The sequence below is a fragment of the Bradyrhizobium sp. 25ACV genome (genome assembly GCF_054863005.1).
In genome coordinates this window covers 402,113-424,283 of record NZ_JAVAYO010000001.1, presented here as the reverse complement: position 1 = coordinate 424,283, position 22,171 = coordinate 402,113, and the positions used below count along the sequence as shown (strand labels likewise).

The 22,171-nt window shown below is 64.6% G+C and carries 16 protein-coding genes; 6 read left to right on the top strand and 10 right to left on the bottom strand.

Annotated features, from left to right (window positions below; all coding sequences use genetic code 11):
- The first annotated feature begins 205 nt into the window (after positions 1 to 205).
- Complete coding sequence (hpnN, locus tag RAD04_RS01835; RefSeq protein WP_461622388.1) at positions 206 to 2,794, top strand: hopanoid transporter HpnN; 2,589 nt, start codon at positions 206 to 208, stop codon at positions 2,792 to 2,794.
- Here the strand turns inward: hpnN and RAD04_RS01830 are convergent.
- Positions 2,762 to 3,394: a DUF2147 domain-containing protein gene (locus tag RAD04_RS01830; protein WP_461622387.1), complete on the bottom strand. Its 633-nt coding sequence runs from the start codon at positions 3,392 to 3,394 to the stop codon at positions 2,762 to 2,764. The two genes, hpnN and RAD04_RS01830, sit on opposite strands and share 33 nt — an antisense overlap.
- 141 nt (positions 3,395 to 3,535) lie before the next feature.
- Here RAD04_RS01830 and hpnO point away from each other — a divergent pair, with 141 nt between their 5' ends.
- On the top strand, positions 3,536 to 4,927 hold the full coding sequence (gene hpnO / locus RAD04_RS01825; protein WP_018315705.1) for an aminobacteriohopanetriol synthase HpnO: 1,392 nt from the start codon (positions 3,536 to 3,538) through the stop codon (positions 4,925 to 4,927).
- Between the two features lie 118 nt (positions 4,928 to 5,045).
- Here the strand turns inward: hpnO and RAD04_RS01820 are convergent, their stop codons facing one another.
- The 6 genes from RAD04_RS01820 to RAD04_RS01795 all read right to left on the bottom strand — a co-directional run bounded on the left by RAD04_RS01820 (position 5,046) and on the right by RAD04_RS01795 (position 10,499).
- A complete protein-coding gene (locus RAD04_RS01820; protein WP_461622386.1) occupies positions 5,046 to 5,810 on the bottom strand; it encodes an anti-sigma factor family protein in 765 nt (254 codons plus the stop codon).
- Positions 5,807 to 6,358: a sigma-70 family RNA polymerase sigma factor gene (locus RAD04_RS01815; RefSeq protein ID WP_461622385.1), complete on the bottom strand. Its 552-nt coding sequence runs from the start codon at positions 6,356 to 6,358 to the stop codon at positions 5,807 to 5,809. Before RAD04_RS01815 ends, RAD04_RS01820 begins: the two co-directional genes overlap by 4 nt.
- A gap of 103 nt (positions 6,359 to 6,461) precedes the next feature.
- Entirely contained in the window at positions 6,462 to 6,797 is a 336-nt protein-coding gene (locus tag RAD04_RS01810) for a cupredoxin domain-containing protein (RefSeq protein ID WP_461622384.1), read from the bottom strand.
- 14 nt (positions 6,798 to 6,811) lie between these two features.
- Positions 6,812 to 7,756, bottom strand: coding sequence for a metallophosphoesterase family protein (locus tag RAD04_RS01805; RefSeq protein ID WP_461622383.1), 945 nt, complete (start codon positions 7,754 to 7,756; stop codon positions 6,812 to 6,814).
- 306 nt (positions 7,757 to 8,062) lie between these two features.
- Complete coding sequence (locus RAD04_RS01800) at positions 8,063 to 8,890, bottom strand: alpha/beta fold hydrolase (RefSeq protein WP_461622382.1); 828 nt, start codon at positions 8,888 to 8,890, stop codon at positions 8,063 to 8,065.
- Positions 8,880 to 10,499 carry a GMC family oxidoreductase gene (locus tag RAD04_RS01795; protein ID WP_461622381.1) on the bottom strand — a complete coding sequence of 540 codons (1,620 nt, stop codon included), beginning with the start codon at positions 10,497 to 10,499 and terminating at the stop codon, positions 8,880 to 8,882. The genes RAD04_RS01800 and RAD04_RS01795 overlap by 11 nt, the downstream gene beginning before the upstream one ends.
- Before the next feature lie 200 nt (positions 10,500 to 10,699).
- Between RAD04_RS01795 and RAD04_RS01790 the strand changes: the two genes are divergently transcribed.
- Entirely contained in the window at positions 10,700 to 11,872 is a 1,173-nt protein-coding gene (locus RAD04_RS01790; protein WP_461622380.1) for a M20 aminoacylase family protein, read from the top strand.
- Between the two features lie 72 nt (positions 11,873 to 11,944).
- Here RAD04_RS01790 and RAD04_RS01785 read toward each other — a convergent pair whose 3' ends face one another.
- From RAD04_RS01785 to RAD04_RS01775, 3 genes are all read right to left on the bottom strand, one after another.
- Positions 11,945 to 13,573 (bottom strand): inorganic phosphate transporter, encoded by a 1,629-nt coding sequence (locus RAD04_RS01785; RefSeq protein ID WP_461622379.1) that lies wholly within the window; start codon positions 13,571 to 13,573, stop codon positions 11,945 to 11,947.
- Positions 13,574 to 13,671: 98 nt separating this feature from the next.
- Positions 13,672 to 15,114, bottom strand: a complete 1,443-nt coding sequence (locus RAD04_RS01780) for a UdgX family uracil-DNA binding protein (protein WP_461622378.1) — start codon at positions 15,112 to 15,114, stop codon at positions 13,672 to 13,674.
- Positions 15,114 to 16,349 (bottom strand): putative DNA modification/repair radical SAM protein, encoded by a 1,236-nt coding sequence (locus tag RAD04_RS01775; RefSeq protein WP_461622377.1) that lies wholly within the window; start codon positions 16,347 to 16,349, stop codon positions 15,114 to 15,116. The genes RAD04_RS01780 and RAD04_RS01775 overlap by 1 nt, the downstream gene beginning before the upstream one ends.
- Before the next feature lie 163 nt (positions 16,350 to 16,512).
- Between RAD04_RS01775 and RAD04_RS01770 the strand changes: the two genes are divergently transcribed.
- Genes RAD04_RS01770 through RAD04_RS01760 form a run of 3 tightly spaced genes read left to right on the top strand, consistent with a single transcriptional unit; the run spans position 16,513 to position 22,170 of the window.
- Positions 16,513 to 17,301 carry an ImuA family protein gene (locus tag RAD04_RS01770; RefSeq protein WP_461622376.1) on the top strand — a complete coding sequence of 263 codons (789 nt, stop codon included), beginning with the start codon at positions 16,513 to 16,515 and terminating at the stop codon, positions 17,299 to 17,301.
- A complete protein-coding gene (locus RAD04_RS01765) occupies positions 17,198 to 18,793 on the top strand; it encodes a Y-family DNA polymerase (RefSeq protein ID WP_461622375.1) in 1,596 nt (531 codons plus the stop codon). Before RAD04_RS01770 ends, RAD04_RS01765 begins: the two co-directional genes overlap by 104 nt.
- The gene (locus RAD04_RS01760; RefSeq protein ID WP_461622374.1) at positions 18,790 to 22,170 is read left to right on the top strand and encodes an error-prone DNA polymerase; all 3,381 of its coding nucleotides are present in this window, start codon (positions 18,790 to 18,792) and stop codon (positions 22,168 to 22,170) included. Before RAD04_RS01765 ends, RAD04_RS01760 begins: the two co-directional genes overlap by 4 nt.
- Position 22,171 lies beyond the last annotated feature (1 nt).

Genomic DNA, 22,171 nt, shown 5'->3' with positions numbered 1-22,171 from the left:
GACATCAGTGACCAGCCCTTCGTCACTTTCCCGCCTCAACTCCCCGGCTATACCCACCGCCCCGCTTGATTTTGCCACGGTCTGCCGCCGTTTACCTCGAACCTTCTGGCGGCGAGAACCTCTCAAAACAGCAATAGGTTTCGCCCGGGAACTCCGATAAACAGCGGGCGTTTCCGGCAAGCTGTTAACCGCAGAAAGAAAAGAAGTGCTGCAAAGCGTAGTCGTTGCCATCGTCAGGGCCTGCACCCGGTTTGCCTCCCTCGTCGTCGTTCTCGGGCTCCTGCTGTCGGTGGGAGCGGGCTATTACGCTGCGCGCCACTTCGCCATCAACACCGACATCAATTCGCTGATTTCCCAGAATCTCGACTGGCGCAAGCGTGACCAGCAGTTCGACAAGGCGTTCGATCAAAACGAAACGATCCTCGCCGTGGTCGAGGCCCGGACCCCGGAGATGACGAGCGCAGCGGCGGACGCGCTCTATGCCAGGCTGAAGGACGACAAGACCAACTTCCAGTCCCTGCAGCAACTCGGCAGCGGCGAGTTCTTCGAAAAGAACGGACTGTTGTTCCTGCCGACCGAAGAGGTCGGCAAGATCACCAGCCAATTCGAATCTGCAGCGCCCCTGATCGAGATCATGGCTGGCGATCCCTCGATCCGCGGCCTGACCGGCGCGCTGGAGACGGGACTTGCCGGCGTCAAGCGCGGCCAGGTCAAGCTCGACAACACCGAGCGTCCGTTCAACCTGATCGCGCAGACGGTCGAGACCGTGCTCAACAAGGGCAATGCGAGCTTCTCCTGGCGCGAGCTCGTCAGCGACGAGCCGCTGAAGGATTCGGACAAGCGCGCCTTCATCGAGTTCAAGCCGATCCTCGACTACAACGCGCTGGAGCCCGGCAAGGATGCCACCGACGCGATCCGCAAGGCGGCAGTGGATCTGGATTTTGCGACCAAATACCAGGCCCGGGTGCGGCTGACCGGCCCGGTGCCGATCGCCAACGAGGAATACGCGACAGTCCAGGAAGGCGCCGTCGTCAACGGCGTCGGCACGGTGCTCGTCGTGTTGCTCATCCTGTGGCTGGCGCTGCATTCGTCGAAGATCATCTTCGCGGTGTTCGTCAATCTCTTCGTCGGCCTCGCGCTGACGACCGCGGCCGGCCTGATGATGGTCGGATCGTTCAATCTGCTGTCGATCGCATTCGCGGTGCTTTTCGTCGGCCTCGGCGTCGATTTCGGCATCCAGTACAGCGTCCGCTACCGCTCCGAGCGCTACAAGCACAACGATCTCACGGGCGCGCTGGTGCTGGCGGCGAAGCGCTCGGCGGTGCCGCTGTCGCTCGCGGCGATGGCGACCGCGGCCGGCTTCCTTTGCTTCATGCCGACCGACTACAAGGGCATCGCGGAGCTGGGCCAGATCGCCGGCGTCGGCATGCTGGTGGCGTTCCTTTCCTCGATCACCGTTCTGCCGGCCATGCTGAAGCTGCTGAATCCGCCCGGCGAGAAGGAGCCGGTCGGCTACGCCTTCCTGGCGCCGCTCGATCACTTTCTGGAGAAGCACCGCGTGCTGGTCGTGGGCGGCACGCTGATGCTGGCGCTCGCCGGCCTGCCGCTACTCTATTTCATGAAGTTCGATTTCAACCCGATGAACCTGCGCAACCCGAGGGCGGAATCGATCGCGACCTTCCTCGACCTGCGCAAGGATCCGAACACCGGCGCCAATGCCATCAACGTGATGACCACGTCCGAGGAGCAGGCAAAGCAGGTCGAGGCGAAGCTCGAAAAGGTGCCCGAGGTGCTGCGGGTGATGTCGCTCAACAGCTTCGTGCCGGAGGATCAGCCGCCGAAGCTGAAGCTGCTCGCGCAGGGCGCCAAGGTGCTGAATCCCGCGCTCAACCCTGATCAGATCGATGCGGCGCCGACCGACAAGGAAAACGTCGAGGCGCTGAAATCCTCGGTCGACAATCTGCGCCGGACCGCGGGCGATGCGAAGGGGCCGGGCTCGATCGCCTCGCGCCGTCTGGCAGACGCGCTCGAAAAGCTCGCCAATGGCGACGAGGCCACGCGCAACAAGGCGCAGGACGTGTTCGTCACGCCGATGAAGATCGTGTTCGACCAGCTCAGGAACGCGATGCAGGCCGGGCCTGTCACCCTGAGCTCACTGCCGCCCGATCTCGTCAGCGCCTGGAAGAGCAAGGACGGCATCATCCGCGTCGAGGCGCTGCCCAAGGGCGATCCCAACGACAACGACACGCTGCGCAAATTTGCGGCGGCGGTGCTCGTTGCCGAGCCGACCGCGATCGGCGGGCCGGTCTCGATCCTGAAATCAGGTGACACCGTGGTGCGGGCGTTCATTCACGCCGGCATCTACGCGCTGCTGGTGATCGGCCTCTTGCTGTGGATCACGCTACGCCGCTTCGTCGACGTGCTGATGACGCTGGTGCCGCTCCTGGTTGCCGGCGCGGTGACGCTCGAGATCTGCGTGTTGATCGGCCTGCCGCTCAACTTCGCCAACATCGTCGCGTTCCCGCTGCTGCTCGGCGTCGGCGTCGCCTTCAAGATCTACTATGTCGTGGCATGGCGCTCGGGCAGGACAAACCTGCTCCAGACCAGCCTGACGCGCGCGATCTTTTTCAGCGCGCTGACGACGGCGACCGCGTTCGGCAGCCTGTGGCTGTCCAGCCATCCCGGCACGTCCAGCATGGGCAAGCTGCTGGCACTCTCGCTGGTGACGACGCTCGCCGCCGTGCTGCTGTTCCAGCCGGCCCTAATGGGCAAACCCCGCAATCTCAGGGAGTAGGCAGATGTCGCCGACCGGGTCGGCGGCCGCTTTCTGACCCGGCTTGGCGGGGGCGGTGGCGCTCTTTGGGGCCGCCGGCGCCGGCGCCGCTGTCGCGCCCATCGTGCCCTGAGCCTTCGGCGCGGCGCCGGTGGACTTGGGCGCGCCCTTGGCCATGGCATTGGCGGTGCTCAAGGGGATCGGCGGGCCGACCCGGGTCCAGGTCTCGCCGCCGCAGAGGAAGCCCATTACGCAGCCCTTGATTTCGAGCTGGTCGGCGCCGGCCGGCGTGATGGTCGCGCTATAGAGCTGGCCGTCCTTGGCGTTGTAGACCTGCCCTTCCCACTGATCGGCGCCGGGCTTCTTCTTCATGTCGATCAGCGTCGCCATGCCCAGCGTCGGACGGGTCTTTTTCGAGGCATCCGGATTGTTCTCGTCGCGGCCGCCGGGCTGCTTTTCCCAGGAAACCGCGCCCCACATGCTGCCATTGCATTGGGCGACGCGAATGTTGGCGACGCCGTCGGCAACCCGCCAATCGCCGGTGGGATCGGCGGCGAGCGCCGGGGTCAGGCAGGTGTAACCGCCAGCCAGTATTAGTCCGGTGTAAAGGGCTAAACGCATGATAGTTCCTTGGCAGTGCAACATGGGCTAAAGCTGTGCTTGCGAAGATGGTCCGAAAAAGGGCAAAAGGCCGCACAGACCGTTTTCAGTAACGGTCCCTTTTCAGTTGACGAGACGGCCCTCAACCGAAGTATGTAACGGATGCACAGCCCAAATCCAGACATGTCTGAGCTTTTCGCGGACCGTCAGGCCCAGCGCAGCACCCTGCATAATCGGTATCTGAACGAGCAGTTCGTTCGGGTTCTCAAGACCATCGGCTACGATGTCGGCTTCCAGAAGGGGCAGGGGCAGTATCTCTACGATCGCGACGGCGCGCGCTATCTCGACCTGCTGTCCGGCTTTGGCGTGTTTGCGATCGGGCGCAATCATCCGGTCATGCGCGACGCGCTCAAGAGCGTGCTCGATGCCGACCTGCCCAACCTCGTCCAGTTCGACGTCTCCGTGCTCGCCGGCGTGCTCGCCGAGCGGCTGCTGAAATATGTCCCCTACCTGGACAAGGCGTTCTTCGCCAATTCCGGCGCCGAATGCGTCGAAGCCGCGATCAAGTTCGCGCGCGGCGCCACCGGCCGCCCCGGCATCGTCTACTGCGCCCACGGCTATCACGGCCTAACCTATGGTGCGCTGTCGCTGACGGGTGATTCGAACTTCCGCACCGGCTTCGAGCCGCTGCTGCCGGGTTGCACCTCGATCCCGTTCAACGATCTGGCCGCGCTGGAAAAGGCGCTGGCCTCGCGTGAGGTCGCAGCGTTCGTGGTCGAGCCGATCCAGGGCAAGGGCGTCAACATGCCCACCGACGAGTTCCTGCCGGGCGCCGCCGCGCTCTGCAAGAAATACGGCACGCTGTTCGTCGCCGACGAAATCCAGACCGGCATGGGCCGCACCGGCCGCTTCCTCGCGGTCGAGCACTGGAACGTCGAGCCCGACATGGTGCTGCTGTCGAAGTCGCTGTCGGGCGGCCACGTGCCGGTCGGCGCGGTGCTGACGCGCAAGGCCATCTTCGACAAGATATTCAACCAGATGGACCGCGCGGTGGTGCACGGTTCCACCTTCTCCAAGAACGACCTCGCGATGGCTGCAGGCATCGCTACGCTGGACGTGATGGAGTCCGAGAAGTTGATCGAGTCCGCCGCCAAGCGCGGCGCCGAGCTGCGCCTCGCGCTGACGCGCATGGTGCCCGGCTACGAGCTGATGAAGGAAGTGCGCGGCAAGGGCCTGATGATCGGCGTCGAGTTCGGCCCGCCGAAATCGCTGCGGCTGCGCGCCTCCTGGAACGTGCTGGAGACGGCCAACAAGGGCCTGTTCTGCCAGCTCATCACCGTGCCGCTGTTCAAGGATCACAAGATCCTGACTCAGGTCGCCGGCCACGGCAGCCACACCATCAAGCTGCTGCCGCCGCTCACCATCACCGAGGAAGACTGCAGCTGGATCGAGAAGGCGTTCGACGACGTCATCGCCGGCAGCCACAAGGTCCCCGGCGCGATCTGGTCGCTCGGCAAGACGCTGGTGGACAACGCGGTGCGACGGTCGGCCTGATTTCGGCCGAGCCATCTCGGCAATCGTCATTGCGAGCGAAGCAATCCAAACTATCTCGGCGGAGGCAGCCTGGATTGCTTCGTCGCTGCGCTCCGCGCAATGACGTTGTGCGTTAGTTCTACCCCTCCACATTCGCCTTCATGGCCACCTCGAACTTGTCGACGAACTCGGCGAGCTCGTCGGCGCCGATGTCGCTAACGGCCCAGAAGTTCAGGCCGCGCTCGCCCCAGCGGCGGCAGTTGAAGCCCTGCATGGTCTGGGTCTTCGGCGGCCGATGTTCGGTGCTCGCGGTCTGTGCCACGAACAGGTTGATCACGTGCTGGCGACGCTTGTAGACGACCGCGCCGATGGCGCGGGCGTCGATATAATCGAGCCGGCCGCCGACCAGCGTAAAACCCTGCGCGGTGAGATCGATTACGGGCGGGGCGACGTCGAGCTTGCCGTTGAACCACGGTTTCACGGTGTGCTGGTCCGTCGAGATCACGTCGGTGAGGTGGCCGGCCTGCAGCGAGCGCAGATGCGCGGAGACGACCTCCGAGAGGATGCGCTGCTGGTCGTCCTGGCGCAGCACGATGGCGACGATTCCGGTTGCCGCGAGCGCGGAGACCGCCGAGCCCATCGCAAAGCCGCGCAGCACGGAGCGGCGGCTCGGCTGGCGTTGCGGTTGCGGCAGCGAGGCCTCGATCCTGGTGCGCAGGCTTGCGGGCGCGGTGTAGCGCAGACTGGTATTGGCGAGCACGCCCTGCATCTCGCGCTGTGCGACAAGCTCCGCAGCGCAGCCCGGACAGCCGGCGATATGGGCTTCGACCTCGCGCGCGTGGCCGGCATCGAGCTCGTTGTCGAGCAGCGCGTGAAGCAGGATCCTTGCTTCGTCGCAGGTCATTTCGCTTGCTCCTCTTCCGCCGTCCAGGCCGCGCGCAGCAGGGCACGGGCGCGAGCGAGGCGGGACATCACGGTGCCGATGGGCGCGCCGACGGCTTCTGCGATCTCACGATAGGACAGGTTGTTGATCTCGCGCAGCACGAAGGTTTCCTTGAACGGCTCGGCGAGCGCCTCGATCAGCTTGCGGATGGCGCCGGCATCGCGGCTGCGCAGGACTTCGGTCTCCGGGCTCGCCTCGCTCTCCTGCCAGATCGGGGTCTGCTCGGCCGCGCCGGGCGTATCCTCGAGCGCGCTGGGCCTGTGCGCGCGCCGTGCGTATTCCGCGTTGCAGACATTGCGCAGGATCGCGAACAGCCAGGGCTTCATCGCCGGCCCGCGATAGCTGTCGAAGTGCTTCAGTGCGCGCAGATAGCACTCCTGCACCGCATCTTCCGCGTCGGAGGCGTCGCGCAGCAGATAGCGCGCGAGCGTGTAGACGTCGTCGAGATGGGGCAGCGCCGCTTCGCGGAAGCGTTGCGCCTTGTCCAGATCGTCGCTTGTCAGTGGCATCGCCGCTCGCTTTGCCGTTTCGCCTGATGTCGCCGGAGACGCAGGAGCCCGGCCGGCGTGGGACCACCGGCCGGGCAAGACGTTGATGCCTTGGTTGGAGACGTTACTCAACCTTGATCATCCCCGTCATGTGCGGATGCAGCGAACAAAAATACTTGTAGTCGCCCGCGTTGGTGAAGGTGAACGAGAACTTGTCTTCGGTGTCCAGGGTCTTGGACCTGAACTTGCCGGCCGACACCACGGTGTGCGGGATGTCGTCCCGGTTGGTCCAGGTCACGGTGGTGCCGACCTTGATCTTGAGCTCGGCCGGCTGGAAAACGAAATTGTCGATATGCACGTCCATGTCGTCGGCACGAGCGCTTGTTGCGGGCAGCAGGATGGCCGCAGCCAAAGCGAGGCCGAGATCGACGCCGAAGTCGCGGCGATTGAGTGTCTTCATTGTCAGCTTCCACCTCAGCCCTGGAGCGGCGTGTCGATGATCGCGAGCCGCTGCTCGTTCTGCTTGAAGTTGATGCTGGCAACGCCGAGCATGCCGCGCAGCTTGGCGTCCTCGACCTTCATCGGTCCGGGAGAGGGGGCGGCCCCTGGCGCTGGCTGCGGGAAGGCGGTGGAGCGCGCGGTGTGGAAGGTGACGTTACCCTCGACCTTCTGCATCACCTGGTGGATGTGGCCGTTCAGCACGGTGACCGAGCCGAAGCCTTTCACCTGTTCCAGCGCACGGCCGCCGTCTTCGGTGCCCCAGCCCCATTCGGGATAGACGGTCCAGAGTGGGATGTGCGCGAACAGCACGATCGGCGTCGATTTCGACTTGCCGCGCAGATCGTCCTGGAGCCAGGCGAGCTGCTCGGCGCCGAGATTGCCGAGACCGCCGGCCTTGAGGTCGACGACGTTGACGAGGCCGATGAAGTGCACGCCGCCGGCATCGAAGGAGTACCAGCCCTGGCCCTTGGTGCCGCGGCCATAACGCTCGCGATAGAACTTCACCTCCTCGTCGAGGAAGTCATGCTCGCCGGGCACGTAGTGCACGTCGAGCTTGCTCTGCGAGATGATGCGCTCGGCATTGTCGAACTCGGCGGCTTTGGACAGATGCGTGATGTCGCCGGTGTGGATCATGAAGGACGGTTTTGCCGGCATCGCGTTGATCTTGTTCACGGCCTCCTCCAGCGTGCCGAGCGCGTTGGGATTGGCCGGCTTGTCGAAGCCGACATGGCTGTCGCTGATCTGGAGGAAGCTCATGCCGGGCGTGGCGGCGGTCGCGGCCTGCGCGGAATCGATGATGCCGAGCGAGCGCGGCACGCCGCCGGTGACGGTCCAGAGCACCCCGGTGCCGGCCCAGGTCATGCATTCGAGCACCTTGCGACGGCTGACGCCGTCGCCGCCGTGATCGTGTCCGCTCATCGCGCATCTCCGCTTCGCCCGGAATTGGGCTTCGGAGAGGTGATTGGGGGAGGAGGGGACTTATTCGCGGGAGGTGTTGACGATTTCGTGAGGTGATTCGTGTCCCGGACGCGCTGCAACACGTAGCGTTGCTGCGCAGAGCCGGGACCCAGAAAGCCTCACGGGACGTGGCGAGATGGGCCCCGGCTCAGCGCAGCAGCGTTGCACGCTGCAGCGCGTCCGGGGCACGAGACCTATTTCGAAAAATCTCTGACGGCTTCGACCACACGCGCCGGCACTTCCTGCGCCACGCAATGCCCGGCGTCTTCAAAGACCATCGTGCTGGCCTGCGGGATCAGCGCCACCGCGCGTCGCGCCATCTTCCATAGATTGGCCCCGACTTCGCAGCGGTCGTGACGCGCACCGAGCAGTCGATTTCGGTGAGCGAGGCAAACGGATTACCGCGGGCATCGCCGACATAGACCTGCTCCATCGCCTCGTAGATCGGACGCAGGATTGCGCACTCGATCTCCGGCGCGCAGCAGAGTCGCACCCGGCCATCGTCGAGCGGCACGAAACCGTGGCGTACATAGGCTCGAAGCGAGGTCTCGGTCCAATCCGCAAACGCCGGCGCTGCGCGGTAGCGTTCGAAGACGGCCTCAGCACTGTCGAACTCAGCGCGTCGGCGCAGCGTACCTCTACTCGCGACAGGGATTCCTCGTCCAACCTTCCGGCGCGTGCCGCGCGCGGGTCCATGACGGCCGGCTCCATCACGAACAGGCGTGTGAAGCGTCCGGGCAGAAGTTTTGCCGCGAGCAGCAGATCCGGCGCGCCGGCGCTGTGGCCGATGCCGTAGATGTTGCGCAGCTCGAGTGCATCGACCACCCGGCAGACATCCTCGGCATAGTCCAGGAAGTGATAGGCGCCGGGCTTGTGGCTCGCTCCATGGCCGCGGCGGTCGAGCGCATAGATCGTATAGGCCGATGCAAGCTTGCGCGCGACCTCGTCCCAGACGTCGGCGACGAAGCCGGTGCCATGCACGAGCAGAGCAGGCGGCTTGCCGCTTTCGCCCATTGCAACATGGCGATCGCTGCGTCGGCGGGGCCGATTGAAAAGCGGTGAGGATTGATCATGCGACAGGATGCTACTTCGCATCCTCCAAAATCATCGTCGCGCCCTTCTCGGCGATCATAGCCGTCGGCGTATTCGTGTTGCCCGAGGTGATGGTCGGCATGATCGAGGCGTCGACAATGCGCAAGCCACTGAGGCCGTAGAAGCGCAGCCGCTCGTCCACCACCGCCATGGGATCGCTCACCGCGCCCATCTTGGCGGTGCCGACGGGATGGAAGATCGTGGTGCCGATATCGCCGGCAGCCTTTGCGAGCGATGCATCGTCGTCGCCAACGGAGGGACCCGGCAGATATTCGCTCGGGCGATATCGTGCCAGCGCCTTCTGCTGCATCAGGCGGCGCGTGGTGCGGATGGCGTCGGCGCCGACCTGGCGGTCGTCGTCGGTCGACAGATAATTCGGCGCGATGATCGGCTTCTCGTCAGGGCTCGCCGAACGCAACCGCACGGTGCCGCGCGAGGTCGGCTGCAGATTGCAGGCGCTCACCGTGATCGCGGGGAAGCGGTGCAGGGGATCGCCGAACTTGTCGAGCGACAGCGGTTGCACGTGGAACTGGATGTTGGCGCGGGCGCGCGTCGCATCCGAGCGGGTGAAGATGCCGAGCTGCGACGGCGCCATGGTCAGGGGACCGCGGCGGCGGAAGGCGTAGTCGAGGCCCATCAACCCGCGGCGGAACAGGTTGTAATAGGTCTCGTTCAGCGTGCGCACGCCCTCGACCTTGTAGATCGCACGCTGCTGCAGATGGTCCTGCAGATTGCGGCCGACGCCGGGCTTGTCCATGACGATGTCGATGCCGAGCGGCGACAGCCAGTCGGCGGGGCCGATGCCGGAACGGTGCAGCACCTGCACCGAGCCGATCGAGCCTGCCGAGAGGACTACCTCGCGTTTCGCACGCGCTTCGATCATCTCGCCGTTCTGGATGAAACGCACGCCGACGGCGCGGCCTTGCTCGATGATGACGCGGTCGACCAGCACATGCTTCTCGAGCCGCAGGTTCGGGCGGTTCAACGCAGGCTTGAGGAAGCCGCGCGCTGAGGACCAGCGCCGACCGCGCTTCTGGTTGACGTGGAAGTAGCTGGTTCCTTCATTGTCGCCGGTGTTGAAATCCGGGATGCGCTTGATGCCCATCTCCTCGGCGGCATCGCCGACGGCATCGAGAACGTCCCATGACAGCCGCGGCGCCTCGATGCGCCAGCCGCCGCCGGCGCCGTGATGCTCGCTCGCCCCCAGGAAGTGATCCTCGAGCCGCTTGAACAGCGGCAGCACATCGTCATAGCCCCAGCCGGTCATGCCGAGCTGGCGCCAATGATCATAGTCGGCAGCCTGGCCGCGCATCGAGATCATGGCGTTGATCGCCGAGCAGCCGCCGATCACCTTGCCGCGGGGATAGGCGAGCGAACGGCCGTTCAGGCCCGGCTCGGCCTCGGTCTTGAACATCCAGTCCGAGCGCGGATTGCCGATCGCAAAGAGATAGCCGACCGGGATATGGAACCAGATCCAGTTGTCGTCGCCGCCGGCTTCGAGGACGAGGACGCGATTGCCGGGATCGGCCGACAGGCGGTTGGCGACGATGCAGCCCGCCGTACCTGCCCCGACGACAATGTAATCAAATTCACCTTCGAGCCGTCTCGGCATTCTGCTTCCACCCAACCGGCGTCATGCCCGGGCTTGTCCCGGGCATCCACGCACTTTCTGTTCTAATAGTCAGACGTGGATGGCCGGGACAAGCCCGGCCATGACGAGAGGACAGGGTTACCCTCGGCCGGCGGCAGTTGGGTGGACTGGCGCTTGCATGGTAGACAGTCCTGCATTTTCAACAAAGCTTGAGACCCTCCATGCCCATCGTGAACCGCGTCGCCGACCTTCAACCCGATATTCAGGCCTGGCGCCGGGACATCCACGAGCATCCCGAGCTGCTGTATGACGTCCACCGCACCGCAGCATTCGTCGCGGACCGGCTGCGCGAGTTCGGCTGCGATCAGGTCGTCACTGGGCTCGGCCAGACCGGCGTGGTCGGGGTGATCAAGGGCAACAAGCCGGCCGGCGAGGGGCTCAAGACCATCGGCCTGCGCGCCGACATGGATGCGCTGCCCGTGGAGGAGCAGACCAACCTGCCTTACGCCTCCAAGACCCCGGGAAAGATGCACGCCTGCGGCCATGACGGCCACACTGCGATGCTGCTCGGGGCCGCCCGCTACCTCGCCGAAACCCGCAATTTCGCCGGCGATGCGGTCGTGATCTTCCAGCCCGCAGAGGAGGGCGGCGCCGGCGGCGCGGCCATGGTCAAGGACGGCCTGATGGAGCGCTTCGGCATCGAGCAGGTCTACGGCATGCACAACGGCCCCGGTATTCCGATCGGCTCGTTCGCGATCCGGCCGGGTCCGATCATGGCGGCGACCGATGAGGTCGACATCATGATCGAGGGTCTCGGCGGTCATGCCGCGCGTCCGCACAAATGCATCGATTCCGTGCTGGTCGGCGCGCAGGTGATCACCGCCCTGCAGTCGATCGTCGCGCGCAGCGTCGATCCGCTGGAATCGGCCGTGATCTCGATCTGCGAATTCCACGCCGGCAACGCCCGCAACGTCATTCCGCAGACCGCGACGCTGAAGGGCACCATCCGCACGCTGTCGCCCGAGGTGCGCAAGCTGGTCGAGAAGCGCGTGCATGAAGTGGTGGCGGGCGTCGCGCAGATCACCGGTGCCAAGATCGACCTGCGCTACCAGCGCAACTATCCGGTCGTGAACAACCACGCCGCGGAGACCGAGGTGGCGCGGCGCATTGCGAAGCAGGTTGCCGGCGATGCCAACGTGCACGAGATGCCGCCGCTGATGGGCGGCGAGGATTTCGCCTACATGCTGGAAGCGCGCCCCGGCGCTTTCATCTTCTGCGGCAACGGCGACAGCGCCGGCCTGCATCACCCCGCCTACAATTTCAACGACGAGGCGATCGTGTTCGGCACGTCCTACTGGGTCAAGCTGGTGGAGGAATCGTTGGCGGCGTCGTGAAGGGCGTCGAAGCACAAATGAAAAGGGCCCGTGCATCGCACGGGCCCTTTGTTTTTGAGTGATGCAATCCGCTCAGAAGATCCGCGAGAAGATCACGTAGAGCGTGGCCGACAGCATGATCGCGCAGGGCAGCGTCAGCACCCAGGCCATCAGCAGATTGCGGATGGTCGCCATTTGCAGGCCCGAGCCGTTGGCGGCCATGGTGCCGGCGACGCCGGACGACAGCACGTGGGTGGTGGAGACCGGCAGGCCGAACACGTCGGCGGCGCCGATCGTAGCGGCGGCCACCAGCTCGGCCGAGGCGCCCTGTGCGTAGGTCAGATGGCTCTTGCCGATCTTCTCGCCGACCGTGATCACAATGCGCTTCCAGCCGATCATGGTGCCGAGGCCGAGCGCGATGGCGACGGCGACCTTCACCCAGGTCGGGATGAACTTCGTGGCGCTGTCGAGCCCGCCCTTGTAGGCGTTCAAGGTCGCAACCTCGTCCTTGTTGAGGTCGTTTTCCTTGTCCTTCATCAGGAAGCGGATCGCTTCCGAGGTCAGGTACATGTCGTTACGGGTGTTGCCGACCACTTCCGCCGGCACCTTGTTGAGCGTGCCGTATTTCGCGACCTGGTCGCCGACATCCTTCACCAGCACCGACAGCGAGGGGTAGGTGCCTTCGCTGATGTGGTGCGAGGTGATGTACTGCGTCACCGCAGGACGGGGATCGCCGATGATCGAGTGACCGGCACCCTTGGCCGCGATCACCTTGGACGCGGCATCCGAGACCTTCTGGAACTGGGCGACCTGGGATTCCGGCAGCGCGCGGTTGAGCGCATAGGCGGTCGGCACGGTGCCGATCAGGATCAGCATGATCAGGCCCATGCCCTTCTGGCCGTCGTTCGAACCGTGCGCGAAGCTGACGCCGGTGCAGGTCGCGATCAAGAGGCCGCGGATCCAGAGCGGCGGCGCCTTGTTGCCTTCGGGCGCAGCATACAGGGCCGGGTTGCGTACGATGAACTTGAGCAGCAGCAGCAGCGTCGCGGCGCAGATGAAGCCGAACAGCGGCGACAGCAGCAGCGCGTAGCCGATCTCGGTCGCCTTGGTCCAGTCCACGCCCGAGGTGCCGTCTCGGCCGCGCATGACGGCGTTGGCGACGCCGACGCCGATGATCGAGCCGATCAGCGTGTGCGAGGAGGAGGCGGGCAGGCCGAAGAACCAGGTGCCGAGATTCCACAGGATCGCGGCGATCAGCAGCGCGAACACCATCGCGAAGCCGGCGCTGGAGCCGACCTGCAAGATCAGTTCGACCGGCAGCAGCGAGACGATGCCGAACGCCACCGCGCCGGAGGACATGAGCACACCGAGGAAGTTGAAGAAGCCCGACCACATCACCGCGACTTCGGCCGGCAGCGAATGGGTGTAGATCACGGTCGCCACCGCATTGGCGGTGTCGTGGAAGCCGTTGACGAATTCGAAGCCGAGAGCGATCAGGAGTGCGACGAACAACAGGATGTAGGGCAGGTAGCTCGTCACGCGCGCGCCGGTCGCGTTGACGTCGACATAGATGCTGTAGGCGACGAACAGCAGGCCCGCGGCGAGGATGCCGAAGAACAGGATCATCGTCAGCGGATTGAAGCCCTTGTCGAGATTTGGCCGCGAGGCCGGCTGGATCGGCGCGGGATCGGCTACCGCGCGGTCGAATGCTACATCGGTCATGTCTGGACGCCCCTTAACTTTGAAGTAAGGGTATTGTCCGCGATGGATTTGAAGGCTGGATGACAAGCGGCGGTTGAAAACCGTTTTCCTGCCAGTATTTAGGCGGCCCGCGCGGCTTTCTTCTGCAAGCCGGCAGCGATCTTCAAATCTTCGACAAAGCGCTGATATTCCAGAACCTTGGCTTCCGGATCGGGCAGCCGCAGCAGATAGGACGGGTGCACCGTCACCAGCGCTTTGCGTCCGTCGGGAAGATCGATGAGCCGGCCGCGGGTCTTGCCGATGGGAGTGATCTTGCCGAACACGCTTTGCGCGGCGGTAGCGCCCATCGCCACGATCAGATCAGGCTGAATTGCCAAGACTTCCCGCTCATACCATTGCCGGCAGGCTCGGATCTCAGGCGTATTCGGCTTCTGGTGCAGGCGGATCTTTCCGCGCGGTACGAATTTGAAGTGCTTCACCGCATTGGTGACATAGACCTTCTTGCGATCGACACCGGCCTCCTCCAGCGCACGGTCGAGCATCTGGCCGGCCGGACCAACGAAGGGATGGCCGGCGAGGTCTTCCTTGTCGCCGGGCTGCTCGCCGACCAGCATGATGTTGGCGGATCTCGGGCCTTCGCCGAACACGGTCTGGGTCGCGTCCTTGTAGAGATGGCAGGCGCGGCAATGCGCGGCCTCCTCGCGGAGCGCTTCGAGATCGTCGGCAGCTCGCTTGCGTTTCATCGGAGCCTCCGGCCGCTTCTGAGGCTTGTGCGGATCGGTTGCGGCATTGGCGATCATGGTGCCGGTCATGCGTTCGGCGTCCTCGATCAAGGGCTTAATGATCGAAGCCTCGGGCAGGTTCCTCCAATATTTCTTCGGCATCTCGGCCTGCATCGCCTTCACCTTGAGCCGGGCCGGATTGAAGATGCTGGCGTAATAGCGCCGCCAGGTTTCCTCCAGCCGGTCTTCGCCCGGTGCTTCGCTCTTGCTGACTCCCGGCGTGAACGCGAGCGCGTGGCCGTCCCAATGTGCGCAGAGGTCCGGCGTCAGGATCGACCAGGGCATGTCGGCAAAGCGTTTTGCGAAGAACGGAGCTGCGAGCTCGACGATGTGATGCTCCGGCTCGAACCAGGCGACGTAATGCGCCTCGCGTTCCCTGCCGATCTCGCGGAAGCGGACGAAGGCGTGCATCTTGTGCTCGTCGCGATGGACCGCGCGGGCCATCGCCGTAACTTGCGCGACGTCAGGGTCGGTCGCGACCTCGATGAGATCGTGGTTGTCCTTCAGCCGAAACAGCAGCCGATAGAGGATCGCAAAGCGCTCGCCATCGCGATGCAGGATTGCGGCCTGGGCTAGTTCGACGAATTTTGCGGAGACATTGAAGGTGCCGTCGTTCACCTCGAGGATTGGAGACGGCGCGGGCGGTGCGAACAAATCGGCTTCGCCGCCCTGCACGGTCCAGGTGACATCGGTGGGCTGCGCGTGATGAAGCACGAGGCTGCGCGCGGCTTTGCGCCAGCCGTCGAAATCGGTTTCGGTGTCGAGGGTGATGTACTGCATCAGAAGCCAAACCCCAGTTGAGTTGCTTTCGGCTTGAAGCGCTCGATCAGCCCGGCGGCATCGAGACGATGCGGCGAGGGCCGGTGATCGCTGAGGACGATGAATGGCAATGCCTTGTGCTTGGGCACGTGCAGCCGGGCGAGATCGGCGAGGCGGATCGTGGTGGTGCGCCGTGTTGCAATGATGCGCTCGACCGCCTTGGTGCCGAAGCCCGGCACGCGCAGCAGCTCCTCGCGGCTGGCGCGGTTGACGTCGAGCGGGAAGCGGTCGCGATGGCGTAGCGCCCAGGCCAGTTTTGGATCGATGTCGAGCGGCAGCATCGCGCTGTCGTCGACGATCTCCGCAACGTCGAAGCCGTAGAACCGCATCAGCCAGTCGGCCTGGTAGAGCCGGTGCTCGCGCAGCAGCGGCGGCTGCACCAGAGGCAAGGCGCGGCTGGCGTCGGGGATCGGGCTGAAGGCGGAGTAGTAGACGCGCCGCAGCCGGTAGGCGCCGTAGAGATTGGCGCTGGTGTGGAGAATGGTGTGGTCGGAGGCAGCATCAGCGCCGACGATCATCTGCGTGCTTTGGCCCGCTGGCGCGAAACGCTGCGGCTTTGCCTTGGTCTTCGCGCTGCGGCCTTCCTCGGCCTCGTCCAGCTTCAGCCGCAGCCGGCCCATGGTGCGGCGGATCGCGCGCACGTCCTTCTCCGGCGCGAATTGCTGCAGGCTCGTCTCCTCGGGCATCTCGATGTTGATGGAGAGACGATCGGCATATTTGCCGGCTTCCGCGATCAGCGCATCATCGGCCTCGGGAATGGTCTTGAGATGGATATAGCCGCGGAAGTGATGCTCCTCGCGCAGTTTTCGCGCGACGCTCACCACCTGCTCCATGGTGTAGTCGGGGCTGCGGATGATGCCGGAGGAGAGGAACAGACCCTCGATGTAATTGCGCCGGTAGAAGTCGAGCGTGAGCTTGACCAATTCGTCGACGGTGAAGCGGGCGCGGGGCACGTTCGAGGAGGCGCGGTTGACGCAATAGAGGCAATCGTAATTGCAGGCGTTGGTCAGCAGCACCTTGAGCAGCGAGATGCAGCGTCCATCAGGCGCGTAGGAATGGCAGATGCCCATGCCGGGCGCGGTCGACCCCATGCCCTTGCCGTCGCTGGAATCCCGCTTCTCGGTGCCGCTGGAGGCGCAGGACGCGTCGTATTTGGCGGCGTCCGCCAGGATTTCCAGCTTGCGTTGTACGTCCATCTTGGAATCCCTTTGATTCAACTCATGAATCTATTTGCGCGCCAATTCGATTGACTCTCTACGCGCCGTTAGCTTTATATTAGAACATATCATGAACAAATGAGCCAGCCGCTGGTTCTCTTTTTGAGAGCCATCGGCAATCACCTCTGAAGGAGCGGCGAGCATGAGCGGCGCACGTCAAAGCGCGCTTGCGACCTTGCGCGGCCAGATCGAGCGCATCGAGACCGCGGAGGTCGTGCATCAGCACGATCGCGTCGCACTCGGTCACAGCGAAGCCGACAACGCGCTGAAGGGCGGGCTCGCGCGCGCGGCGATCCACGAGGTGTTTTGCACTGGGTCTCAGGGGACGGCCGCGACCGGCTTCGTCATGGGGCTTGCCGGGCGCGTCTCGGCGCAGCGGCCGCTGCTGTGGGTACGGCAGGATTTCTTGGAGATAGAGGCAGGCGCGCTGTCGATGAGCGGGATCGCCGAGCTCGGCCTCGATCCGCGCCGCGTGGTGATGGTGCGCGCCGCCGATGTCGAGAGCGCGCTGCGCACCTCGGCCGATGCGCTCGCCTGCGATGCGCTGGGCGCCGTCGTGCTCGAGCTCTGGGGCGAGACCAGGCAGTTCGATCTCGTGGCGAGCCGCAAGCTGACGCTGGCCGCGCAAGGCTCCGGTGTCACCGGCCTGATGCTGCGGATGGCGGCGCAGCCGCTGCCTTCGACCGCGGAGACCAGGTGGATGCTGCGCGCGGCGCATTCGCCGCCGGGGTCGGTGTGGGACGCATGGGGCGCGCCGCGCTTCGATGCCGAACTCTTGCGTAATCGTCATGGCCCGTGCGGCCGGTGGATCATGGAATGGAATTGTGATGAGTGCCAGTTCAGTGAACCGTCGACGTATTCTCAGCCTGTGGCTGCCACGACTGCCCATCGACCGGATCCAGCGGTTCTTCAACAGCGCCGGGCTGGGTAAAACCAATAATGAGCCGAGCATCGTCGTCATCAAGGACAACAATGCGCTGGTGATCCATGCGCTGGACGAGGCTGCCGAGCGTCTCGGCCTGTACATCGGTCAGCCGCTCGCCAATGCGCGGGCGATGTGCCCGGATTTGCGCGTGTTCGATGCTGATGTCGCGGCCGATGCGAAGACGCTTAGCGACATCGCCGACTGGTGCGACCGCTTCACGCCGCTGGTGGCGCTCGATCCGCCGCATGGGCTGTTCCTCGATATCACCGGCTGTGCGCATCTGTTCGGCGGCGAGGCTGCGCTGTTGCAAGCGCTGGTTCGTGCGCTCGGCCGACAAGGCTTTGCCGTCAGCGCGGCCATCGCCGGCACCTCGGTCTGCGCGCGTACGCTGACGCGGCAGGCGACGGGCACCATCGTTGCCGATGGCGAAGAGGCGAGGGCGATCAGCCGGTTTCCGGTGTCCGCGCTCGGTGCGGGCGAGGCCATCACCACCGGCCTGCGCCGCGCCGGCCTCAAGACCATCGGCGACGTCGCTGCGCGCTCGCCGAGCGAGATCACGGCGCGGTTCGGGGCGCGGTTCTCAACCTTGCTCGCGCATGCGTTGGGGCAGGGTGATGCGCCGATCAACCCGCGAAAGCCGCTGCCCGATTACATCGTCGAGAAGCGTTTCGCCGAGCCGATCGCGACCGACACCATGATCGCGATGACGCTGTCGCGGCTCGCCGATACGCTGATCGCGTCGATGGAGAAACAGGGCAAGGGCGCGCGCCGACTGGAAGCCGCGTTCTTCCGCACCGACGGCGTGGTGCGCGCGATCATGGTCGAGACCGGGCGGCCGGTGACGCGAAGCGCGGTGATAGATCGTCTGTTCCGCGAGCGTCTCGATGCGCTCGCCGATCCCCTCGATCCCGGTTTCGGCTTCGACATGGTGCGGCTGTCGGCGAGCCGCACCGAGATCGTGGTGCAGGAGCAGCGCGATCTCGACGCCCATGTCCACGACAATGACGAGCTTGCCGCGCTGATCGACCGCATCGCCGCGCGCATCGGCGGAAAGCGCGTCGTCGTGCACCTGCCTGAGGATACCCATATCCCCGAATGTGCGGTGATGGCCGCGCCGGCGCAGCATCATCTCGCTGCTGCCATGCAGGCTGAATGGCCGGCACGGACCGAGAGCGAGCCGCCGCTGCGCCCCTTGAGGCTGTTCGACAAGCCGGAGCCGATCAAGGTGCCGTTCGCGGCCGTGCCGGATGGTCCGCCGCATCAGTTCACCTGGCGCCGCGCGCTGCATGCCGTGGTGCGGGTGGAAGGACCCGAGCGTATCGCGATGGAATGGTGGCGGCAGGACGGCAAGCAGCTGACCCGGGATTACTTTCGCATCGAGGACGCCGAGGGCCTGCGCTTCTGGATTTTTCGCGACGGACTTTACGAGGGGGAGGTGTTCGACGGCGACGGCGAGCCTGCTTCTCCCGGCTGGTATGTGCACGGTCTCTTCGCATGAATAGCCCCGCTTATGCCGAAATCGGCATCACCACCAATTTCTCCTTCCTGCGTGGCGGCTCGGATCCGCGCGCCTATGTGCATCAGGCGAGCAAGCTCGGCATTCCCGCGATCGGAATCGCCGATCACAACACGCTCGCCGGCGTGGTGCGGGCCTGGAATGAGCTCGACAATGACAAGGTGCTGCACAAGCCGAAGCTGCTGATCGGCGCGCGCATCGTCTTCATCGACGGCACGCCCGACATTTTTGTCTACCCGCGCGACCGCGCCGCCTATGGCCGGCTCTGCCAGCTCCTGACCAAAGGCAAGCGCGGCGACGACATCACGCGGATCGAGAAGGGCGAGTGCCGTCTCACCTTTGCCGATCTCCTGGAATTTTCGGAAGGCCAGCTCCTGGCCCTGACGTTGCCGCATCGCTTCGAGCCGGCGCAGGCGCTGGATGTGCTTGCAAAGCTGAGGGCGAGCCGCGCCGAAGGCGTGTGGCTGGCGGCGAGCCTGATCTATCGCGGCGACGACCGGCGCCGACTGGCGCGGCTCGATGACCTCGCGGCCAAAGCAAAAGTGCCGCTGCTCGCGACCAACGATGTGCTCTATCACGATCCCGGCCGCCGTCCGCTTCAGGATGTGCTGACTTGCATTCGGGAAAAGACCACGATCGAGGCGGTCGGAAAGAAGCTGGAAGCCAATGCCGAGCGCTTTCTGAAAACACCCAGGGAGATGGCGCGGTTATTCCGCGATATCCCCGAGGCGATCGCGGAGACCATGCGTTTTGCGGGGAAGATCGACTTCTCGCTCGACCAGCTCAAATACCAGTATCCGGACGAGCCGGTGCCGCCGGGCAAGACCGCGCAAGGGCATCTGGAGGATTTGACCTGGGCGGGCGTCGATAAATACTTTGGCGGCATCGAGAACATTGACGACAAGCTGCGCGCCACGCTCAAGAAAGAACTCGCGCTGATCGCCGAGCTGAAATACGCGCATTACTTCCTCACCGTGCACGACATCGTGCACTACGCGCGCAGCCAGAACATTTTGTGCCAGGGCCGCGGCTCGGCGGCGAACTCGGCCGTGTGCTACGTGCTCGGCATCACCTCGGTCGATCCGACCAAGGTCGATCTGCTGTTCGAGCGCTTCATCTCCAAGGAGCGGCTGGAGCCGCCCGACATCGACGTCGATTTCGAGCATTCCCGGCGCGAGGAGGTGATGCAATATGTCTATCGCCGCTACGGCCGCCATCGTGCTGCGATCATCGCAACGGTCATCCACTATCGCCCGCGCAGCGCCATCCGCGACGTCGGCAAGGCGCTGGGCCTGACCGAGGACGTCACCGCCGCGCTCGCCGACACCGTCTGGGGCAGCTGGGGCAAGGGCCTCAACGACATGCAGGTCAGGCAGGCCGGGCTCGATCCCAATAATCCCATGATCAACCTTGCGGTCGAGCTTGCGACCGAGCTGATCGAATTCCCGCGGCATTTGTCCCAGCATGTCGGCGGCTATGTGCTGACGCAGGACCGGCTCGACACCTATGTCCCCATCGGCAACGCGGCGATGGACGACCGCACCTTCATCGAATGGGACAAGGACGACGTCGATGCGCTCAACATGATGAAGGTCGACGTGCTCGCGCTGGGCATGCTGACCTGCATCCGCAAATGTTTTGATCTGATCGATCAGCACAAGGGTGAGCGTTTTGTGCTGGCGAGTGTCCCGCAGGATGATCCCAAAGTTTACGACATGCTGTGCGCCGGGGAATCGCTCGGCGTATTCCAAGTCGAGAGCCGCGCCCAGATGAACATGCTGCCGCGCCTGAAGCCGCGGACCTTCTACGATCTCGTCATCGAAGTCGCGATCGTGCGACCGGGACCGATCCAGGGCGACATGGTGCATCCGTATTTGCGCCGGCGGAACGGGCTTGAGAAAGTGACCTATCCCTCGCCATCGCCCGAGCATGGCTCCGCGGACGAGCTCTACAAGGTGCTGCACAAGACGAAGGGCGTGCCTCTGTTCCAGGAGCAGGCCATGCGTATCGCGATCGAGGCGGCAAAATTCACGTCCGAGGAAGCCAACGGCCTGCGCCGCTCGATGGCGACCTTCCGGAATGTCGGCACCATTGGCCAATACGAGGAGAAGCTGATCGGCAACATGGTCGCGCGCGGCTACGATGCCAATTTTGCCAGAAGCTGCTTTGACCAGATCAAGGGCTTCGGCTCCTATGGCTTCCCGGAGAGCCACGCCGCGAGCTTCGCCCAGCTCGTCTACATCTCGTCATGGCTGAAATATCATCACCCCGACGCCTTCTGCTGTGGACTCCTGAACTCGCAGCCGATGGGCTTTTATGCACCCGCACAGATCGTCAGCGACGCCCGCAAGAACGACGTCGAGGTGCGCGACATCGATGTGTCCTACAGCTTTGCGCAGAATACGCTGGAGAACACCGACAAAAAATATTGTGCCGTCCGCCTTGGCTTTCGCCAGATCGACGGCTTCCATTGGCTCGATCCTGATGAGGAGGCCCTCAAGAAGGAGCAGGCGAAGCGGCAAGGCAAGGTCTATGTCACTCAGGAAGACTGGGCCGACCGCATCATCGCCGCCCGCAACCGACGTCCTTTCACCTCGCTGGAGGATTTCGCCCGCGACACCGGCCTGCCCAAGCGCGCGCTGATCCTGCTGGCCGATGCCGACGCGTTTCGCTCGCTCGGGCTCGACCGTCGCGAGGCGCTGTGGCAGGTGCGGCGGCTGCCCGACGACGTGCCGCTGCCGCTGTTCGAGGTGGCGACCGCGCGCGAGCAGCCGGACGAGCACGCGCAACCGCTGCCGGTGATGCCGCGTTCCGAGCAGGTGGTCGCGGACTACCAGACCATCCGGCTATCGCTGAAGGGGCACCCGATGGAATTCTTGCGCGAGATGTTTTCGCGCGAGCGCGTCGTCGCCTGCAAGGATATCAGTCACGAGAACGAGCGCCGCCGCGTCCGCTGCGCCGGCGTGGTGCTGGTGCGGCAACGGCCGGGCAGCGCCAGCGGCGTCGTGTTCATGACGCTGGAGGACGAAACCGGCATCGCCAATGTCGTGGTGTGGCCCAAGATCATGGAGCAGTACCGGAAGGAGGTGATGGGCGCGCGCCTCATCCTGGTCGAGGGCTATATCCAGAGCAGTCCCGAAAAGGTGACGCATCTCATCGCCCAGCGCATGGTCGACCGCTCGCATGATCTGGTCGGCCTCGCCAACGACGCCCTGAGCCGCAAGCATCCGGTGCCATCAGGCGCCACGGTGATCGAGCCGCTCAACGAAGACCCTCGCGCGCTCACGGACATGCCGGCGCAAAAACACCGCCACCCCCGCAACGTCCGCATCCTGCCGCCATCGCGGGATTTTCATTGAG